The following is a 20,543-nucleotide window of genomic DNA, read 5'->3' on the forward strand; positions in this document are numbered from 1 at the left end:
ATCCTTACCGTAACGGGACTTACAGTCGAGATCAAACGCGGTGCTGTCCCGGTGGCTTTCTTGATTTCAAGAATCGTCGCGCTGTTACGGCTTGCACTGATTTTATCTTTGACATCTTTTTACGTCTGTCCCGTCCATGCCGGTGATGCAGTACCGGTCGCCAGATGGGATTTCTCGACGGAAGAAGCGGCTCCCTTGTCCGTGCATGGCAACGTGACCCGTGATCAGGCTGGTCCTGTTCCGCCTGAGTTCCCAGACTTTGCAAAGGATAACACGGCAATTCGCCTTGATGGCAAGGGCGCATACATAGCCGTCAATGACCCTGGGGACAAGAGTATTTTCGACTTCACCAATGGTGATGCCATGACGGTCGAAGCCTGGGTGAAGGTCGCGCAAATTCGAAATGGACAGCCGATGTATGTCATCGGGAAAGGGCGCACTCACTCTCCGCATGTTGCACCTGACAATCAGAACTGGGCACTGCGTGTGGTGGGTGCCGGTGATGCAGCGAAACTCAGCTTCTTATTCGCAACACCCACTCCCCCCGGTGCCAAAGGCCCTAACTGGCATCGCTGGACATCAAAATTAAAATTTGCCGTGGTAACTGGTTGGCATCATATCGCGGTGACCTACCAATTCGGTAAGCCCGATTCCATTCAAGGCTGGATTGATGGTCGGCCCACTGACGGCGCATGGGATCTGCAGGGGGCAACCAAAGCAGCTCCCGTAGTTGATAACGATCAGGTCTGGATCGGCTCATCCATGGGAGGCAATACCAGCAATAGTTTTAACGGCTGGGTTGATGCGATTGCAGTCTATCGGACGAGATTAAATAACAAGGTCATCACATCTCATTTTCATCGACTCGGCGGCCCGCGTACTGTGGGTCCTGCGCCTGAAAAAATGCCCGAGATTTCCGATGTGCCTCCCGGGAAAGTTCTGGTTACATTTTCCGAAAGCATGCCTGCCTCTGATCGCTGGTTGAATGCAGGCGAGAAATGGCCACAGGAGACGTCCCGCTGGCTTGGAACGGAATTTCTGCTCCCTCGGATTCCATTGCGTTACGATGACTGGGGAATTCGCTCCAGCTGGAAAGCGCCGCTGCTGGTGCGCATGGCGGCGGATGTCAAACTGAAACCGGGAACACATCGGCTCTTACTCCGAGCACGTGCCCTGGGACGGTTGTGGATTGACGGCAAGGTTGTGGCACGCACGAAATCGCTCACATATCGTCCTCCCAATGGTGAAGAACCCATTACGCCTCTGGCAGAGCCCCCCTTGCCTGGTGCCCGTGTGAAGGGCTATCGGATGCAGGAAGTCTTTGGTGAGATCACAATCCCCGATCATGATGATGGCACAACCCGACTCTGTCGCGTTGTGCTGGAACTCGTAACCGGTGGAAAGAGCTTGCGGACGGAAACTGGTGAAGTCTGTGTGGCATTCGAAACTGACGATGGAAATTCTTATGCGGTCATACGACCTCAACAACAGGATGCTCTTCCCTTAACAGATACTGCCGTTAATCCTGTACTGGCACAAATTGAGTCTGCGATTACTCGACTGGAAGATGAGACCCGACTCAAGGCGGCTGCGAGCCAGGACGCCTTCTGGCAGACACGACATGCTGCCGCCCGCGCATGGACGGCACAACACCCTGCTCCGGAAATTCCCACCGTTGTAGATTCTGGTCTCAACCACCCGATTGATCGCTTCCTGGCCAGCAAGATCGATAAAGCACTCTTAGAATCTTCGGCCACGGATCGCAGTCAGGCAGAACACTTTCACAAGACAATTCTGCCACTTCTGCAAGAGAATTGCTTCCGCTGCCATGGAGACAAAGACAAAGGCGGATTAAGACTGAACACCAGAGAGAATGCATTAAAGTCAGGCGATTCCGAAATCCCGGCAATTGTTCCCGGTGATATATCTGCCAGTGAACTGCTGGAACGCATCCGAGCGGAAGACGAAAGCATTCGTATGCCTCCGACTGGGAAACCTCTCAGTAAGCGACAGATTGCGGAACTGGAAAAGTGGATTCAGCAGGGAGCGATCTGGCCTGCCGTTCCATTGGAGGCTTCAGAAGTGGCGCTGGCACCGGTGATCAACGATGAAGCATTCCTGAAACGGATTTATCTCGATACCGTGGGGGTCCCGCCTACGTTGGCTGAAGTTAGACAGTTTCTGGAAGATTCCAATCCGGACAAACGCAATCAACTGATTGACCGCCTGCTGGAAGATGACCGCTTTGCTGACCATTGGGTAAGTTATTGGATGGATTTACTGGCTGAGAATCCGACCCTACTGAATGCATCGCTGAACAGCACAGGCCCTTTTCGCTGGTTTCTGTATGATGCCTTGCGAGATAAAAAAGCCTTCGACAGAATCGTGACGGAACTGTTACTGATGCGCGGCAGTCCACATGAAGGTGGCAGTGCCGGTTTTGCAATCGCTGCAGAAAATGATTCCCCTTTTGCTGCCAAAGGGCATATCGTCGCGTCCGCATTTCTGGGAATCGAACTCCAGTGCGCACGGTGCCACGACTCCCCTTATCATAGCACGACTCAGCGCGACTTATTCTCGCTGGCAGCGATGATGAACCGTAAACCTTTAACGGTTCCCTCGACAAGTCGCGTGCCAGATGCCTTCTTTGAAAAGAAAGACCGAGAGTCTCTGATCCGGGTCACGCTGAAGCCAGACGAAACGATTCAGGCTGACTGGCCATTTGCAGGTGTTACCGGAGCCGTTGATGATTCGAAAATTGACTCACTCATGCACAACCCGCAGGATACACGGGAACGGTTAGCCGCGCTGATCACTGCTCCGGAAAACGAGCGTTTTGCTAATGTGATCGTCAATCGTTTGTGGAAACAGTTGATCGGGACAGGTTTGGTCGAACCAGTTTATGACTGGGAAGGCCGCAAACCAAGTCACCCAAAGATGCTGGACTGGCTGTCACGCCAGTTTGTGACTCATGACTATGATCTGAACCACGTCATTCGTTTGATCGTTACTTCACAAGTTTACCAGCGTGAAGCGACTGGGAATAACGGGAATAAATCTGAAACGCTGCGGTTCTTTACTGCTCCTGAGAAACGCCGACTGACTGCGGAACAAATTGTAGACGCCATGCATACAGCGACCGGAAAACAGTTGGACGTTGAAGAGCTGACCTTTGTGCACGATGGGCAACGAGACGTCAGCAATCGTCTGTCATTGGGACGCCCCAGCCGTGCCTGGATGTTTGCGGATTTAAAGAACGAGCGGGACCGTCCGAGTCTTTCTCTGCCTTATGCCCGGACCGTGACCGATGTACTGGAGGCTTTTGGCTGGACTGGATCTCGTCAGAAACCGATCATGCATCGCGAGACGGAGCCGAATGTCCTGCAACCGGGAGTGTTAGCGAACGGCACTCTATCCATGAATCTCATTCGTGTGTCAGATCAAAGTGAACTGGCGCAGCTGGCTGTCGATAGCAGGGAGCCTGGGGAAATCATTGAAGCGTTATATCTTCGTTTTCTGTGTCGTCGACCGAGCCAGGAAGAATTGAATACGTTCAGTAACGCCTTGGCTCAAGGGTTTGATTCCCGTCTGCTGCCGACAGGCGAAATCGTTCCTGTACAAGAACCAGTTCCCTTACCTCAAGTGACGTGGTTTAATCACTTGCGACCGGAAGCGAATACTATCCAACAGAATGTGGAGCGGCGAGTCCGCAAGGGACCACCGGCTGATCCCCGTTTTCGTCCCGAATGGCGGGAAATTTATGAAGACATTATCTGGAGTCTGATGAATCATCGGGAGTTTGTCTGGATTCCCTAGTAGCTACTGTTGTACTGCTTCGATCACCGAAAAAAAACAGCATTTATACTCGATTTAACAGACTCCAACCGGAACATCACGAGACTCAATCATGAAGCACCAAAATACGGTTCCCGCTTTCAATCGACGCGAATGTCTGGCCGCGGGAGTGGCACTGGCAGGTGGACTGGCGACTTCGCAACTCAGCGTGGCAGAAACAACGCCAAAGCTGATTCAAGGTAAAACAGAGCATGTGATTTCGATCTGGCTCGGCGGGGGGATGGGACAAATTGACACTTTCGATCCCAAGCGTAAAGGAGACCCAAAAACCAGGAAGGCGGGAGCATATTATGACTCGATCGATACTGCAGTGCCGGGGGTGCAGCTCTGTGAACACCTTAAGACGCTGGCCCCTTTGATGGATCGTGTCACGGCTATGCGTACGGTCAATCATGAATCGATTGACGAACACGCTGCCGCTACAAATCGCATGCACACCGGTCGTCCTATCAGTGGTACGGTCACCTATCCCTCTCTTGGTTCACTGGTGACCCACGAACGAGGTGCGGTCTCTGACGGCGCTCCTCCTTATGTCTTAATCGGCTATCCGAATGTGACGCGTGGTCCAGGCTTTCTAGGCGCCAGCCATGGGTATCTTTACCTGACCAATACTCATGAAGGTCCGGCAGGATTGTCTCGACCCGATCATATCACATCTGACCGACAGGCGCGACGAGAATCGTTCCTTGCTGTTTTACAGAATCAAGGAAAAGCAGCCAGCGAACAGAGGGTACGCGACTACGAAGCCGCGATTCAACAGAGTTTGAAGCTGAGTGGACCGGAATTTAATCAAGCCTTTCAACTGGATAAGGAACCAGCAGACCTGCGGACAAAGTACGGTGGAGAATTCGGTCAACGCTGCCTGTTGAGCCGTCGACTTGTGGAACGAGGCGTTCGATTCATTGAAGTCTCGCACAACCTGAACTTTCTAAATGGGGCCGGTTGGGATGTGCATTATGAAGGGATTTTGCTGCAACACAAACTGATCCAGGAAATGGATACCGCTGTTGCCGCCTTAATTTCCGATCTGGAGCAGAAAAAACTTCTGGATAAAACTCTAATCGTCATCACGACGGAATTTGGTCGTCCACCTGAATTTGACAGCGGCGGCGGACGGGGACATCAGGGAACCGCGTTCAGCTGCGTTCTCGCCGGTGGTGGTCTGGCACACCGTGGCGCGTGGGGAGTGACCGACGAGCTATCAAAGAAAATCGTCGAAAACCCGGTGGGCCTCCCGGATTTCTTTGCCACGATTCTGGCCTCTCTCGGGATCGACTACACGAAAAATCTCTATGACAACGATAGACCAATTCCCATTACAGATGGGGGGCTGCCTGTCAAAGAACTGTTTGCATAGACCGTATGTAGTCAATCTTCGAATTCAATCCGGTGTTCAAGAACCGGAGAGTGTCAGAAGGCGTTTTCTCCGGGCGAGTTAACTCCTTCACCAGCGCGAAACCAGTTTCTGGCTCAGATGGCTATTCGGGATTGCACTGCTGTTTGTCACGAAATACCAAACATTTTCGCGCGAGTACCATAGAATACAGTTCCGTTCTATTATGATTCCAGCCAGTCGCAACTAGAATCTTCGTGCGGTTTGCGCGCTTTTTTGAGTAGTTGTATCAGACTGTTGTGTTCTTTTTCACTCAGATGTCCCAGTTGCTGACGATGCATTTCAAGGACAGCCTTTTCCATTTTTTTGAGCAACGCCAGGCCCTGCTTTGTGATGGCTATTTCGACCACACGGCGGTTTTCAGGAAGCCGACTGCGTTTCACAAGCAATCGTTTCTCTAACCGGTCCAGCATCCTGGATGTATCCGGGCAACGGGAAATCAACCGACGTCCTAGTTCCATGGTCTGCATCGTTCTGGGAGAGTACATTTGCAATAGTCGCAGGACATTATACTGCTGCGGGGAGAGTTCGAATTGCAGAAAAAGCGAGTCTTCCAACACCTTCAGGCAATCATATGTCCGCCACAAGTGTAGAAAGGACTCCTGTTCTTTTGAGTCGAAATTCATTGGTTGAACATCGGTAATGCTGTTTGATAATTCCATATTGTCAACTATGTATGTTTAAACAATATTTGTCAAGACATATATTGTCTTGACAAATGAAAAGATGGGACAGTAAGGTTTATGTTGATTACTACTGATTCAAACTCTCCTCTGCATCGTGAGTCGAAAATGAATTCTACAAATCATAGTGATGTTATTATTATCGGAAGCGGACCGGGTGGGGCTACTGCTTCTACGTTAATCGCACAGCGGGGTTTTTCCGTTACATTATTGGAACGTGAGCTTACGCCACAATACAGGGTCGGTGAATCATTGATCCCCGAAACTTATTGGACTTTTAAACGACTTAAAATGTTGGAAAAATTAAAGTCCAGTCACTTCGTTAAAAAGAATGGTGTTCAGTTTGTGAACTCATCGGGGCAGCTTTCAGCTCCATTTTATTTCTATGAACATAAACCAGGTGAATGTTCCCAGACATGGCAAATTCGTCGAATCGAGTTTGATTCAATGATGTTACAAAATGCCAGAGAGCAAGGAGTCGCAGTCAATCAGGGAGTACGAGTTCTGGATGTACTTTTTAATGATGATCGGGCAGTGGGAGTCCTGGTGAAAGATGCTGACGGAAATCGAAAGAAATTATTTGCAGACGTGATCGTGGATGCCAGCGGACAAAGTTCCATGATCATCAACAAGTTCAAATTACGAGCACCAGACCCGTCTCTCAACAAGGGAGCCATCTGGACATACTACGAGGGCGCATTCCGAGATGAAGGAAAAAATGAAGGAGCAACAATTGTACTTAGTTTAAAAAACTCAAAGGGATGGTTTTGATATATTCCATTGCACGATGATAGCGTAAGTGTTGGAGTGGTGGCTGACTTCGACTATTTATTCAAAGGCAGGCAGGATCATGAAACAACCTTTCATGAAGAATTACAAAATTGTCCTGTCGTTAAAAAACGAATTTCAACCGGAAAACAGGTAGCGGCGATGAAAGCAACGAAAGACTTTACATACCGCACTAAACAGGCAGCAGGAAATGGTTGGGTCTTAGTTGGTGACGCATTAGGGTTCCTTGATCCACTTTATTCTTCGGGAATCCTGTTAGCTCTCAAGTCGGGAGAACTGGCTGCAGATGCGATCGTCGATGGTCTCAACAGAAATGACACTTCGGAAGAACAGCTCGGAGTATGGGCAAAAGAATATTTTGAAGGCATGGACCGGATGCGGCGATTGGTCGTTGAATTCTATAATGGTTTTAATTTTGGAGATTTTGTGAGACGTTTCCCACATCATAAAGGCAATATCACAGATTTGCTGATTGGTGATTTATTCAAAGCTGATCTTGATCAAGTGTTTTTGGATATTGATCAAATGAAATCTGAGGAAAAATCAACCGCAAACAAACACTGACAGATAAGGGAGTAATTTCGACTTCCCTCTTGAAGATAATGTGGATGTTGCTGGAAGTTTAAATATGTACGTTATAAAAGTAAAACAGACATGAGTGAGACTTATCTGCCCCGCTCCGGCAACAGGCGCTGTACTCAACGGCTGTTGCCAAACATGATGATTATAGGATTTCTGATTTCTAAGATTCTATTTGAAATCAGAAACCCAGAGATTCAGGTATTATCGTTCAAATATTGACTGGAATTAAAAGGAACACCTGATGTTAAAGAATGTCCTACAGAGCTACCTCGTTTTCGCTTGGCCCCTCGTTTTGACTCTTCTGATTGGAGTCAACATGGCATTGGCACAACCTGACCAGGCAAAGGTCTTATTCGAAAATGAGCAGCCACTCCCACTCGTGCGAACCAATCGCGCACAATTGACGCTGGCGGGAGCTGAACGGGCAATTGTTGCGAGTCGTAAACAAGCGGATGCGATGAGTATTCAGGTCAACATTGCTGTCGTCGATGATGGCGGACATCTATTGGCATTCGCACGCATGGATGGTGCCAGACCGGGAAGCGTTTACACGTCGATCACGAAAGCGACATCGGCGGCAACCAAACGAGGGCCGACCGGACCATTGCCAAACGCAGATGCCGTGAATACGCAGCTGAGTCTGGCTGTGGAGAACGCCGCAGCAGTCAGCGGTGGCAAGTTTACGACGCTAAAGGGAGGCGTTCCGATCATTTACGGAGGACAAGTCATCGGCGCGATCGGCGTGGGCGGCGCCACTGGCGAACAAGACGCAGAAGTGGCAGCTGCTGGTGTAGCAGAACTGACAAAAGCTTTAGAGAGTGTCGAAAACTCGCAAACATCGACGGAAGAAAAAGTAATCTTTGGTAATTGGCTGATCGAAGATATCGAAGGTCATGGCGTGATCGATAATGCTCAAACAACAATTCAGATAGCTGAAGATCGTTCTGTAACCGGCAACACTGGAGTGAACCGGTATATGGCTAAGGCGAAGCTTGATGGCCAGAACATCAAAATAGAGCCAGGACCAATAACAACGCGCGCCGCCGGTCCGCCAGCGTTAATGGACCAGGAGTCCAGGTTTTTGACAGCGTTACAGAAAGTGAAAAAGTTTCACATCGATGACAAAAGACTGTTGTATCTGGTCGATGATAAAGAGATGATGCTTCTGCGCGCATCCAGAGTAAAGTAAATTCAAATCGTTAATGAGTATCGAGCCCTGCAACAGTTTTCCCACCTGCGGAACTCAATCCCCAGGCCCAAACCGCTTAAACCAAGTGAAAAAGCAAATGATAAAACGTACTCGAAAATTGACAGGTACTTTTCGCCGATTCGACTGACCATGACGATAATGCTCAGCAGTAGTTTGAAACCATTTGTGTGAGATACTTATCGATGGATGAGTCGCAACGAACTGGTTGCAGTTAAATTGTTCCTCGCCATCTTAGTCGGTTCACAGATTGCGTGAGCAAATCATACCCCGCTGTATGAAAGAGGGACATCCCCCAATCCCTCGCGGTCGCGTCAAACCAACCTCAACACCCCACAAGAATGTATTAGTGAGCAAAGTAATGAAGACCATTGTCGTTGCAACGGATTTTTCGGAACGCTCGGATCGTGCGATCCAACGCGCGAAATTGCTGGCGCGTGAATTTGATGCTATGCTTTATTTGGTTCATGTTGTTGATGACGATCAGGCACAGGAGATCGTGCTGGCAGAACAGGCCGCATCGACCCAACTTCTTGAAAAACTGACGTATTCTCTCGGAGAGATCGACGCCGTCAAATGCGACTTTCGTGTTGTCCTCGGCCAGTCGTTTATCGGTATCACACAGGCAGCACAAGACCTCGGCGCTGATTTGATCGTCATTGGTCCGCATCGTCGACAGCGACTCCGAGATATTCTGGTTGGCACAACTGCCGAGCGGACGATCCGGACCGCAGACCGCCCCGTCTTGATGGCCAACGGTGTGCCGACTGGCTCGTACCGACGCGCAATTGCCGCCTCAGACCTCTCCGCGTATTCGGAAACAATGATTCGCAACGCCACATCCCTTGGATTGCTCGATCGGCTGAACGTTTCTCTGCTTCATGTGTTCAGCGCCCCAGAAGTTGCTCTGATGAACCGTGCTTCGATGAATGACGACGATATCCAATCGTACATCGAAGAAGGACGAAAACGAGTGCGGGAAGAGGTTTCGTCATTCATGGACAGAATCAAAATTGACGGGATGTCAACGATCTTAAAACCTGCTACTACCAACATCGCTGAAACGATCTGTGAGACAGCGAACGAGTTGTCTGCCGAATTGATCGTGATTGGAACATGCAGTCGGTCAGTGATTATTCGGGCACTCATGGGAAGTGTGACAGAAGGGGTGTTGCGAAACTCCGATCGAGACGTACTCGCGATACCGGCACCGCAAAATGGCACGGTATCCTGATGCTGCAAATCGAAACAGTCATTTTGATCACAGGCATATTGCTCCTGCTGGGCATCGCGTCAAATAAATTGTCCGCGCGCATCGGTGTGCCCGTACTGCTCCTGTTTCTTGTAGTGGGAATGCTGGCCGGATCCGAAGGTATCGGGCGGATCGAATTTGAGGATTATTCGCTGGCCAACTCGATCGGTACGGTCGCGCTGTGCCTGATTTTATTCGATGGTGGACTGCGTACTTCTCACCACGCGATTCGGTCCGTCTGGAAACTAGCCGCGTTGCTTGCAAGTATTGGCGTCTTGATTACTACCGCGGTCACTGGATTGGCAGCGTCCTGGATACTCAGAATATCTGTACTTGAAGGACTGTTGCTGGGAAGCATCGTTGGTTCGACGGATGCCTCGGCGGTTTTCTCAGTCCTTCGATCTGGTGGCGTCAACATCCGGCGGCGATTGGCAGAAACACTGGAGGTCGAAAGTGGATCGAACGACCCGATGGCCATCTTCCTGACCATTGGGCTGATTCAGGTACTGACTGGTGCAGTTGCGCCCGGACCAGCTTTACTGGGGTTATTCTTGACTCAACTCGTCGTAGGTACGGTCGCTGGCTTGTTCATAGGCTACGCTGGTGCTTGGGCGCTCAAGCACATTCACCTCGACTCGGCTGGTCTGTACCCGGTGATGGCGACCGCGCTTGCTTTGTTTTCGTTTGGACTGGCGGCCACTCTGGGCGGCAGCGGTTTTCTGGCCGTCTATCTGACTGGTATCGTCATTGGGAACCAGCGCCCCGTCTTCCATCGCGGCATTCTATTATTTTACGATGCCGCGGCTTGGATTTGTCAGATTCTGATGTTCATGACACTCGGGCTCTTGAGTTTCCCCAGTCGACTTTTGGATGTCGCGGGCGTGACACTATTGATCGCCGCTGTCCTGATTTTCGTTGCGCGCCCGCTTGCTGTGTTCCTGAGTGCTTCCCGGTTTGGGTTTTCTCGTAACGAATTATTCTTTTTGTCATGGGTCGGATTGAAGGGAGCGGTTCCCATTACCCTGGCGACGTTTCCAATGCTCGCGAGTTTGCCCGGCGCGTCAGTGATGTTCGACACTGTCTTTGTGGTCGTCCTTGTGTCAGCGCTCATTCAAGGATGGACGCTGCCAGCAGCGGCCCGATTCCTGAAACTAGACGTACCGGACCAGCCTGCACCGCCATTGACACTCGAAATCAGTTCGTTACGAGACGTCGATGGAGACATTGTCGACTACTACGTCGAGATCGGCTGTCGCGCGGCTGGCCGCAAGTTGAAAGATCTCGGGTTGCCTGGTGAGGCCGTGGTGGCGATGATTGCCCGTGGTCACGAAATCATCATGCCACAAGGAAGTTCGAAAATCGAAAGCGGCGATCACGTGGTTGTAGTAATGCGTCCAGCACTACGCGGCCAGGTCGATCGAGTTTTTTCCCGCCAGTGAGGCCCACCGGAAGCTGCCCACGGGCTGTCGATTCAGAATGATTCAGACAATCCATAAAGAAACGGAATTCGCATATGTGTTTCCTTATGCATACAAAGTCAAACGTCGGTAGACTTCTCGACTTCTGCAACAGGCTTTCGATCCGGGTCAATACTTCCCCAGCTCTCACATTTGCGATGTCGTATTAAATTAACAAGCTATTATGGTTTGCTGATATAAGCAATCAGGTCAGCCAGATCCTGCGCGGTCAATTCCTTTTCCAAACCATCTGGCATTAACGATTTTCCGGTACTACGAATTTCTTCCAGCTGTCCGCGCAGAATTGTTTTTTTCTTATCACCCTGGGCAACCAAGGAAATGCTGTTGCCTGTTTCGGAACCCATCATGCCTGTGAACGTCAATCCGTCATCTGTGACCGCAATATAAGTCACATATTTTCCATCCACGGAGGCGCTCGGGTCGAGAATGGAAGTGAGCAGGCTGGCTGGTTTGCGGTCTGTGAGGGAACGCAGATTCGGCCCGATATCGAAGCCTACCTGATCCAGTTTATGACAGGTGGCACAATGTTTTTTAAACAGGGGTACGCCTCGCTCCGGAATACCTTTCAGAGTCAGCACATACTGATGTGCCTTGACGACAGCCCGACGATCAGCGCTCCCTGAATTGGCCAGCAGTTTCTTCACACGGTTTTTGATCTTCACATCCCGCGAACCAGCCAGCGTCTGTCGCACGCTGGCGTTGATCTCTCCAGCCCCCAATTGCCCCGACTCAATCGTATCCAGTAATCGTGAAGTCCAGTTGGGACGCGATATCAGCAGTCCTAATATTTCTGATCGTAACCGGGGACCATGACTGTCCCAGCCGCGGAGCAGAACTTCACTGACAGCATCATCTGAAAAAGTGCCAAGTTGCTGCACCGTCGCCGATTGAATTGCAGACGATACCTGAGGAGAAATCAGTGCCCCCAGTTCCTGAATCTCGCGCGCTCTGGTCTTGGGAGCACGTCCCAGTAAACCAATCGCCGCGATTCGTTCCGCCTGATCGGCTTCAGAATCGAAAGCAACTTTATGTGCCTGTTTTGTTAGCGAAGCAATCTGGCTGAGCAGTTTTTGTCCCTGCTCTGTCTCCTGGTCCACGAGAGTAGCTAGCGAATTTTTCTGTGCTTTCAACGCATCCAGCACACTGGCAATGTTCTGACACTGCCAGACAAAATGTTTGTGTCTATCCAGGCTGATAATCTTTTGCAGCCCGCTTTGTGCTGCTGAACCCTGTCGCATCGCCACAGATAAGGTGAGTAGTTCCCCGATTATTTTTTGAGCAGCAGGGTTCTCAGTCTGGGCCAGAGTTGCTTGCATCACCCCGGCAATATTCTGTTGATTCAAAGAGCTTAACACAGCAGCTGAAAGGTAGGTATCGTTTGAGTTTTCCAACAGCATCTGGGCAATTGTTTGTGCACTGGCCTGAGCATCCCACTCTCCCAGTGAGTACGCCAGTTGCAGCCGCGTTTTAGCATCGGCATCTTGGGCCAGTTTCACAGCCTGAGAAATTAGTTCCGGATGTTTTTTGGCAATCTTTTCGCTGAGCCGAATCGCATGTCGCCGAACACCTGGATTCTGATCCGTCAGCCCGGCCCGCAATACGTCAGCTGACAGCTGGGACAGACCATCCAGAGTACAAAGTGCCTGCAAGCGGACCAATGCTGATTTGCCTTGTTTAACCAGTTGTTGCAGAGGCTTTACCGCAGCAGGATCGTTCCTCCATTGAAGTGTCTGAGAAGCCAGATCGCGCTGGATACCGTTCGGACTATTCAGTGCCGCGACCAGTTCAAGCGTGCTCATTTGAGTAAAATCGGGAACCGGACGTACTGCCGTCCCCTGCTTCACTACCCGGTAAATCCGGCCTCTATCATCGCCGTGCCGGTAGAAAGGCTTCAACTCCTCACGTCCTGCCGGTGTGAGCCAGTCGGGATGTTCGATCATATACCGGTACATATCCACGACCCACAGGGCGCCATCCGGTCCGGTCCGTGCCATGACCGGGCGTGTCCAGCGATCTTCCGAAGCGAAAAAGTCGAAAGGTTTCTCCGCCGGATCCCGGTGTGAAACAAAACTCACCCCCTGCTCTTTGAGGATGTTATGCTGCACGAGATTATGAAACGGTTCGCAGGTAAAAGCGTGTTGCTGATCAGCGCGTGGAAAAAGCAGTTCATCCCGGTAAATCATTGCGGAACAGGCAGACGTATAGCGACCGGAATGTTCAAAGCTGTGAAAGCGTTTTTGAGGATCCGTTGCGGGATAGACCTTTGGGTTACGAGGAACTACCAGTTGCTGACGTGGATCGGGTGAAGCGATATGGGGATTCCGTCTGAGATAGCGGTCGTCTAGCACAAAATGCCAGAGTGGGTGGCTGTTCTGCTCACCAAACCAGTTTCCCCAGTCATCCCGATTACGGCCAAACTGTGAAGGACCTGACTGGGGATCCAGTTCACCCGTATCGGGCTGAAACCGAAAATCCCGCGAGCCGATGGTGAGCAGCTCACCTGTTTTCGCGGATTTGATCTTACGATCTGCTCCATAGCCCCCATGATGGGCACCGCTGGCGCAATAGACCCAGTTGTCTAAACCCCACCGCAGGCCATTCACGCGCAACTGCTGATTCCCTTCCAGGAACCCCGAAAAAATGACGTCACGCTTATCAGCCACGCCATCCCCGTTTGTATCTTCCGCATAAAAGATTTCAGGAGCCGCCGTCACCAGAATTCCATCACCCCAGGGCATGACACCATTGGGAAACGAGATATTGTCCAGAAACAAGGTTGAGTGATCATACTTTCCATCACCGTTCGTATCACGTAAACAGCGTATGCGTCCTCCCGGCTTTCCCTTCCCATCCATGCCGTAAGGGTAGTCTGCCATTTCCGCAACCCAGAGCCGGCCATCGGCTCCCCAGGCGATCGCCACAGGGTCTTTCACCAATGGTTCCGCAGCGACCAGTTGCAGTTCATAGCCCGGACGAACATGCGTTGCTGCCAGCGATTCTTCCGGTGACATCGGGGGGGCGTCCGGAGCGGGCGTTTCGGCAGCACTGACATTCGCAGCAGGCTGTGCTTTGTCAGCAGGATCTAAAATTTTGATCTCAATATTCCGATACAGAATTTCTGCACCTTCTACCTGAAACGCCAGCTTACCCCGGCTCACCGGTTCCCATTTATTTGTTTCTGAATTGAATTTCTTCAAATCAGTATATCGATTTACCAGTTTTCCATTCACAATGTGTTCGGCACTTTCAGAACCGCGGACAATGACTTCCACGGTATTCCAACCTTCTTTTTCGACGGTCTCACTTTTGATCACCCGCGAAACGCCGGTCTCTTTTCCCAGGAAGATGGACTTACCGCCTGCAGCCGGATCCACGTACTGTGGTGATTTCCCCTTCTGGAGCACGTTAATCGTCGCGCCGGTTCCGTAGACCAGAAACAGGTCGCCGGTATCCTTTTCCTGTATCTGACACTCAATACTACTCGGCCAGACTTTGTGCTTATCGAAGATGTGATACAGAATCCCGGCATCGCGAACGACATTGGTTCGTGGGGCAAACTTTTTTGTTCCCCATTTGTATTCGAGGCGGAGATGAAAATGAGAATACTCGTCTTTGGTCGCAAAATACCCAAAGGGTGACTTCTTACCTGCCGGAGTATCTCGATAGATATGGAACACACCGTCTTTGACCTGCACGAATTTATCTGGATCTTTGATGGGCGTTTTTGTGGCGAGAATGGTATCCACGTCATCCAGGTTATTACCGTTAAACAGAGGACGCCAGCCTTTGGAATCCGCTTTCATTTCTGTAGTTTTCCTGTTTGCGACAGCAACTGTTTTCTGTTTAGTATTCGGTTTTTGACTTACTGCCTGTTTCGGTTTTGAAAACATTTGGCTGATTGATTCGATGGTTTGTTCGGTCAATACCTGTCCGCCCGCGGGTCCTACGAGATTACTCTCGATGATGGCGCTATAACTTCCCCCCTGAACGGCTCGTTTTGTGGGAACGTAAGTACCTGGGCCACACAGTTGGATCACAAACGTCTGTAAAGCTGGGCTCCGCGATTTCATCTGGGTTCCAAAATCATTGAACAGTTCAAAGTCATTGGTCGCGATTGCAATATCACCCAGGCGAATCGTATGCAGTTCCATCTGGTATGGTTCTTCAGTTCCCGCGTGCTGTTGGTCGTATCGCTCCAGAACTGTTTGCTTCCATTTCATCATCCGGTATTTAGAACGATCTTTGGCATAGCTTTTCACTTCCTTCTGAATGCGGGTATAATCGTCGTCACTCACTTTCTGTTTCGGCAATGCGATGGTTTTGACCTGGTGCTCGAATATTGGCGTCGCGTGCTTCTCCTGCTTTGCTCCCGCATAGGCTTCTTCCCAGCCGGCAACAATGCGTTTGGCCAGTGAATCAAGTAAACTTAACCCGTTCAGTTTGCGCATCCGCTCTTCTGCTTTTTTACGGTACATCACGCGTGGCACCTGGTCACCTGCAGCACCGGCCCAGCCCAGAACGTGCAGTTGCTCGCCATATTTTTCGCGTAACTGCTCACGCACCGGATGCCAGAAGTCCGCATTGACCCCTTTGTTACCTTCGACGGCCTGTGCCGGGCAGGCAATATTGATCGCTGTCGCAATCAATTCATTCTTTTCGTTCCAGAAAAATAGAGCTTCCAGGGCATGATCTTCATAGCCTTCGATTCCACGAAAACTGTCGACGGAAGTACTGCCATACATTTTGGCACTCCCGTTAGCATACAGGGCGCGACGATTCTGCGCGATCACAGCATGCCCCAGGCCCCAGCCTGCACTTCCCTTTTGTCGAGAGTTCCAGGCTTTAACAATGGCATTAGCAATCTGATTTGATGCAAACTCTACAAACTCGGCCGGATGAGTAATTCCTGTTTCTGGAAGATCGTAGCGACCTTCAATTAGAGTGGGAGCCGTATGTGTGTGCGTTGCATTGAGAACGATCTTCTTTACATCCACGTCTTTCAGCAGTGGTGTCACTTTATCCCGTACCGCTTCCAGAATGCCGCCCCGGATACAAATCACATCGCACGAGACCATGATCGCATAATCTTCTGTTTTTCCAGCCTGACGCGATTCCAGCACCAGCACTGTGGCACTAATTTCGCTCTCTACTTTTTTGGCAATCCGAGTGCGCATATGGCCGGTCAATGAAACCGGCAATGGGGGAGTGATATTGGTCGTGGCTGCTCCGATAAATAAATCCGAGGCGCAGGCCGGGGATTTCGCTCCCACAAGGAGCAGGCCCATGATGCAGATGAGGAATATCAGTCGTTTCAAGTGAAAGTTCATTTTCTCTCCAGGTCAATCAGTCAGTGATGATAGTATCTTGTTTTTAGCGGTTCAGGAGACCTGACACCATACTTTTAAATGAGGAAATTGGTTTGGTAAACAACACTCAAGCCAGAAATCACCGCGAGGCAGTCTCTGGCGGGCTCCGGCATTTTTTTATTGAGGACTTAAAGCTTCAGAAAATCTGGTGACCTTCTTCCCGTTGAATTTGATTCCAAGACAATCATATCAATAGTTCAATCCCGCTGCCCGAAATCGAACTGAAATCGACCCTGCCATTTCGAATGCTGACTCCCCGTGCAGAGTCTTCCGCCAGCAGAGTGGCACCATCGAAATCGGCGTAATCCAGTAAAGGCAGCAATTGCGCGGCCGCCGAGATGCCGACCGTTGATTCAATCATGCACCCGACCATGGTTTTCATTCCCAGTTCGCGGGCCTGTTTTAACATACGACTGGCAGGAGTCAGTCCACCACACTTGCAGAGTTTGACATTGATACCATGAAACAGACCATGACACTTTCCCACATCCGGTTCAGTCCGACAGCTCTCATCAGCAATCACAGGTAATACACTATTGAGAAATACCAGCCGGTGTGCTTCCTCGGGAGCATCAGCAGATAGGGGTTGCTCGATAAATTCGATTCCCAGTTCAGCCAGCACACGGGAATTCGCGATGGTCTGCTCCGGGGTCCAAGCACAATTGGCATCGACGCGAATCGTCGCATCAGTCTCCTGCCGCAAAGCCTGTACGATTTCGAGATCATGCGGCGTTCCCAGTTTGACCTTATAGACAGGCCAGCCGGGCTGTTCGCGGTACTTACGTACCATTTCCTCTATCGAATCGATCCCCAGCGTATAACTGGATTGTGTATGTCCCATCGCAGGAAGTTCGAGAATTTCCGTTGTAGGAATTCCATGCAACTTTCCATACAGGTCATAGGCGGCACCGTCGATTGCTGAGAGTGCGAACTTGTCGTGAGGAAAGACCTCATCACAGCGATCGAACAGTTCACCAGGGTGAATCAGATCCCAATCCGCGATCAACTCTCTCATCTGGCTTAATGAAGCTTCCAGTGATTCGTAGTTGTGACCATAGTAGGAATTACAGGTCACTTCGCCATAGCCAGTTGCATCCTGATGAGACAGACTCACTATCAGGCATTGCTGATGACGAAGTGTTCCGCGTGCAATTGTGAACGGATCCTTGAGTGGAAGTTCAACCCGCTGCCAAAACAGTTTCACGTCGACATCCTCTCTTTCAGTCCCAGAACGGCGTCAACGAGAACAGCCGGACCATCGCGATAAACATCGCAGACGGGTAACCCCAGTAGTTCCTGAACCTGCTGCTTCTCAATCTCCCCCTGCGCTGCAGAAATATTTCGACCATTCATGGCAACTCCCACAAATTCCGCCGGAAAGCGTTCAGAGGCCAGTTGTTCATAGAGTTCCCGGTAGCGTTCCAGCGTCTTCAGAGGAACATGGGGCAGCCCTTTGACATGAGGTCGGGCTGCTTCATAACAGAAAATTAACCCCTGAGGTGCGCAGCCATGAAGAAGCCCCAGTGTCACTGCAGAGAAAGCAGGATGAGTAATACTGCCCTGCCCTTCAATGAGTAATATCTCATGTTGCTCATTCTGCAGCACCAGTTCTTCGACAGCCCCGTTCACGAAGTCAGACACAACACAGTCGACAGGCACTCCATTTCCGACAACCATAATACCGGTCTGACCGGTTGCCAGAAACTTTGCATCCGCCTGACGTTTCTGCAGACCGCGTTCCAGTTCCAGCATGGTGACCATCTTACCAACGCTGCAATCCTGACCGACAGCATGAATCCGCAGGCAGCCGGGACGAAAATCAGCACACGTCGCCGTTTTACGATGCTGGTTCCTGCGCACGTCAATCAGCAGGCTTCCACTCCGTTCCGCTTCCTGGCAGAAGACTTCATTGTCCACGAGGAAGTCATGCAGTCCGGAAACGACATCCAAACCGTGCTGGACCCCTTCCGTGATTACCAGACTCAAATCTTCCGGCATTTGTCCACCGGGAGGTGAGATCCCAATAAAGAGTGCATCGGGCGTATCCACGTCCGACAGGGAGGCAACGACAGGAGTGTTCCCGCCAACGCCGTAAAGCTCCTGAGTCGTTTTTCCGCAATGCGCCGGATCGATTACAGCCAGGCAGTGTTCACCTCGGTAGCGTAACAGGCTCATGGCAGTCTTGGAGTTAGACAAGGCTGCATCAAGTCCCACTGCAATGGCGATGCGTCGATATTTGCTGATTGTTTCCAATCCAGACACAGACGATTTTAAAGAATCGAGTGCAGCAGTATTCATAGTTTAAACCAGTGTTAAATAAGAGATAAGAACCGAGAACATTATTTTATTCAGATTGTTGTCCCTGTTCAGGGAGTAGATTTCTTACGCAGGGCACGTCCGGCAAGTGCACCGGTGGGGGTACCTTCATGAACAGCCGCCACTCCATTCACGAAGACATACCGCATGCCATCTGCATATTGGTGCGGGTTTTCGAAAGTCGCGGTATCAATGATTGTTTTGGGGTCGAAAATCACGATATCTGCTGCCTGCCCCGGTTTCAAATAGCCTCGATCAGTCAGGCCCAGTACATCTGCCGGCAGACCGGTAGCACTGCGAATGGCCTGGTTCAGAGGGATAACCTGTTCGCGAATTGCATAATGGCCTATCTTACGGGGGAATGCACCATAATTACGCGGATGGGGTCGCGTTGCATCTGGTACCATTACCCCTCCATCTGAGGCAGTCGCAACCCAGGGATTGATCATCGCGTCCCGCACCTCTTCTTCATTCATGGCAAAGTTTACAATCTGCGCGCCACCACTTCGCATGATCTCTTCGGCAATTTGAAGTGCTGTTTTCTGTTCGGCTTTGGCAATTTCTCGCAAATGTTTTCCGACCCAATCTGGACGTGGACTATACTGAGCAATCACAATCTGCTTACCATCCTCTTTGATGCTCAGGCTATTTCCAACCGCCTCACGAACTTTCGCACCGGCCTCCGGGTCATCCAGTCGCTTGACCAGTTGATCAACACCGCCAGACATTGACCAGGGGGGAAAAATAGTGGCCGCCAGCGAAGTACTCGCTGCAATATAAGGATACTGATCCGCTGTAACCCGCTGCCCTTTTTTCCGGGCTTCCTTGATCAGTTCAATCGCCAGCCGCAGTGTGCCCCAGTTCGGCGTCCCCTTCACTTTCAGATGTGAAACATGAACCGGAACTTCCGCGTCCTGCCCAATATGAATCGCTTCCTGGATAGAACTGACCAACCCCTCTTCCTCCCCGCGAATATGGCTGGCATAAATCCCCCCATTGGCGCCGATCACTTTAGCAAGCTCGGTAAGTTCCTCCGTGTTGGCGTATGTGCTGGGGGTGTAGATCAGTCCTGTGGACATCCCCCAGGCACCTTCTTTCATCGCCTTAGCTGCCAGGCGTTGCATTTCCTGCAGTTCCGCTTTGGTTGCCTTGCGATTGACCCTTCCAATCACCTGTGATCGCAGCTCTCCCTGTGGTAACAGGTGGGCCACATTGGTTCCGGCTCCTGCTTTGTCAACATTATCATAGAATTCCTGAACATCAATCGGCCCCATGCCGCAGTTTCCGGTCACCGAGGTCGTACATCCCTGCAGCAGGTAATTAACAGCACCCCGGGATTTAGGATCGATGATGCCGCGATCACTGTGAGTATGCAGATCGATGAATCCGGGGCTGATCACAAGACAAGTTGCATCAATACGCTGCTCACATGCCGGACCTTCACCCGGGCCTACCGAAACGATTTTTCCATTGCGGACTGCTACATATCCCTGCTCAATCACTTTACCGGTACCATCATGGATGGTACCGTTTTCGATTACATAGTCGACCCGTTCTGCACTGAAACCATGCTCTGTGGTCAGCAGACAAATCAAGAATGGTAATCCAAAGCATATCTTCAA

General features: G+C 50.7%; 12 protein-coding genes. 7 read left to right on the forward strand and 5 right to left on the reverse strand.

Annotated elements, in window-relative coordinates; all coding sequences use genetic code 11:
* The first annotated feature begins 108 nt into the window (after window positions 1–108).
* On the forward strand, window positions 109–3,816 hold the full coding sequence (locus GmarT_RS14100; RefSeq protein WP_198139420.1) for a DUF1553 domain-containing protein: 3,708 nt from the start codon (window positions 109–111) through the stop codon (window positions 3,814–3,816).
* A gap of 91 nt (window positions 3,817–3,907) precedes the next feature.
* The gene (locus GmarT_RS14105; protein ID WP_002646632.1) at window positions 3,908–5,212 is read left to right on the forward strand and encodes a DUF1501 domain-containing protein; all 1,305 of its coding nucleotides are present in this window, start codon (window positions 3,908–3,910) and stop codon (window positions 5,210–5,212) included.
* 200 nt (window positions 5,213–5,412) lie between these two features.
* On the opposite strand, the gene GmarT_RS29990 is transcribed toward GmarT_RS14105, so the two are convergent.
* A complete protein-coding gene (locus GmarT_RS29990) occupies window positions 5,413–5,910 on the reverse strand; it encodes a MarR family winged helix-turn-helix transcriptional regulator (RefSeq protein WP_002646631.1) in 498 nt (165 codons plus the stop codon).
* A 129-nt stretch (window positions 5,911–6,039) separates the two neighbouring features.
* On the opposite strand from GmarT_RS29990, the gene GmarT_RS30365 reads away from it, so the two are divergent.
* From GmarT_RS30365 to GmarT_RS14130, 5 genes are all read left to right on the forward strand, one after another.
* Window positions 6,040–6,702: an NAD(P)/FAD-dependent oxidoreductase gene (locus GmarT_RS30365; protein WP_232288125.1), complete on the forward strand. Its 663-nt coding sequence runs from the start codon at window positions 6,040–6,042 to the stop codon at window positions 6,700–6,702.
* A 39-nt stretch (window positions 6,703–6,741) separates the two neighbouring features.
* The gene (locus tag GmarT_RS30370) at window positions 6,742–7,284 is read left to right on the forward strand and encodes an NAD(P)/FAD-dependent oxidoreductase (protein ID WP_230682500.1); all 543 of its coding nucleotides are present in this window, start codon (window positions 6,742–6,744) and stop codon (window positions 7,282–7,284) included.
* 334 nt (window positions 7,285–7,618) lie between these two features.
* Window positions 7,619–8,491, forward strand: coding sequence for a heme-binding protein (locus GmarT_RS29530; protein ID WP_223123526.1), 873 nt, complete (start codon window positions 7,619–7,621; stop codon window positions 8,489–8,491).
* A gap of 367 nt (window positions 8,492–8,858) precedes the next feature.
* Window positions 8,859–9,743 (forward strand): universal stress protein, encoded by an 885-nt coding sequence (locus GmarT_RS14125; protein ID WP_187782365.1) that lies wholly within the window; start codon window positions 8,859–8,861, stop codon window positions 9,741–9,743.
* Entirely contained in the window at window positions 9,743–11,200 is a 1,458-nt protein-coding gene (locus GmarT_RS14130; RefSeq protein ID WP_002646626.1) for a potassium/proton antiporter, read from the forward strand. Before GmarT_RS14125 ends, GmarT_RS14130 begins: the two co-directional genes overlap by 1 nt.
* Before the next feature lie 200 nt (window positions 11,201–11,400).
* Here GmarT_RS14130 and GmarT_RS14135 read toward each other — a convergent pair whose 3' ends face one another.
* From GmarT_RS14135 to GmarT_RS14150, 4 genes are all read right to left on the reverse strand, one after another.
* Complete coding sequence (locus tag GmarT_RS14135) at window positions 11,401–16,566, reverse strand: PVC-type heme-binding CxxCH protein (RefSeq protein ID WP_002646625.1); 5,166 nt, start codon at window positions 16,564–16,566, stop codon at window positions 11,401–11,403.
* Window positions 16,567–16,789: 223 nt separating this feature from the next.
* Entirely contained in the window at window positions 16,790–17,809 is a 1,020-nt protein-coding gene (locus tag GmarT_RS14140) for a dipeptide epimerase (protein ID WP_002646624.1), read from the reverse strand.
* Window positions 17,806–18,903 carry an N-acetyltransferase DgcN family protein gene (locus GmarT_RS14145; RefSeq protein ID WP_002646623.1) on the reverse strand — a complete coding sequence of 366 codons (1,098 nt, stop codon included), beginning with the start codon at window positions 18,901–18,903 and terminating at the stop codon, window positions 17,806–17,808. Before GmarT_RS14145 ends, GmarT_RS14140 begins: the two co-directional genes overlap by 4 nt.
* A 68-nt stretch (window positions 18,904–18,971) precedes the next feature.
* Complete coding sequence (locus tag GmarT_RS14150) at window positions 18,972–20,516, reverse strand: N-acyl-D-amino-acid deacylase family protein (RefSeq protein WP_002646622.1); 1,545 nt, start codon at window positions 20,514–20,516, stop codon at window positions 18,972–18,974.
* Between the last annotated feature and the right edge of the window lie 27 nt (window positions 20,517–20,543).

Origin of the sequence: Gimesia maris, assembly GCF_008298035.1 — a bacterium.
Taxonomy (GTDB): Bacteria; Planctomycetota; Planctomycetia; order Planctomycetales; family Planctomycetaceae; genus Gimesia; species Gimesia maris.

Bases quoted from the DNA above. Each gene is read 5' to 3' on its own strand.
- GmarT_RS29990 (WP_002646631.1), bottom strand. From the start codon at position 5,910: ATGGAATTATCAAACAGCATTACCGATGTTCAACCAATGAATTTCGAC.
- GmarT_RS14130 (WP_002646626.1), top strand. From the start codon at position 9,743: ATGCTGCAAATCGAAACAGTCATTTTGATCACAGGCATATTGCTCCTG.
- GmarT_RS30365 (WP_232288125.1), top strand. From the start codon at position 6,040: ATGAATTCTACAAATCATAGTGATGTTATTATTATCGGAAGCGGACCG.
- GmarT_RS29530 (WP_223123526.1), top strand. From the start codon at position 7,619: ATGGCATTGGCACAACCTGACCAGGCAAAGGTCTTATTCGAAAATGAG.
- GmarT_RS14145 (WP_002646623.1), bottom strand. From the start codon at position 18,903: ATGAATACTGCTGCACTCGATTCTTTAAAATCGTCTGTGTCTGGATTG.
- GmarT_RS14135 (WP_002646625.1), bottom strand. From the start codon at position 16,566: ATGAACTTTCACTTGAAACGACTGATATTCCTCATCTGCATCATGGGC.
- GmarT_RS14105 (WP_002646632.1), top strand. From the start codon at position 3,908: ATGAAGCACCAAAATACGGTTCCCGCTTTCAATCGACGCGAATGTCTG.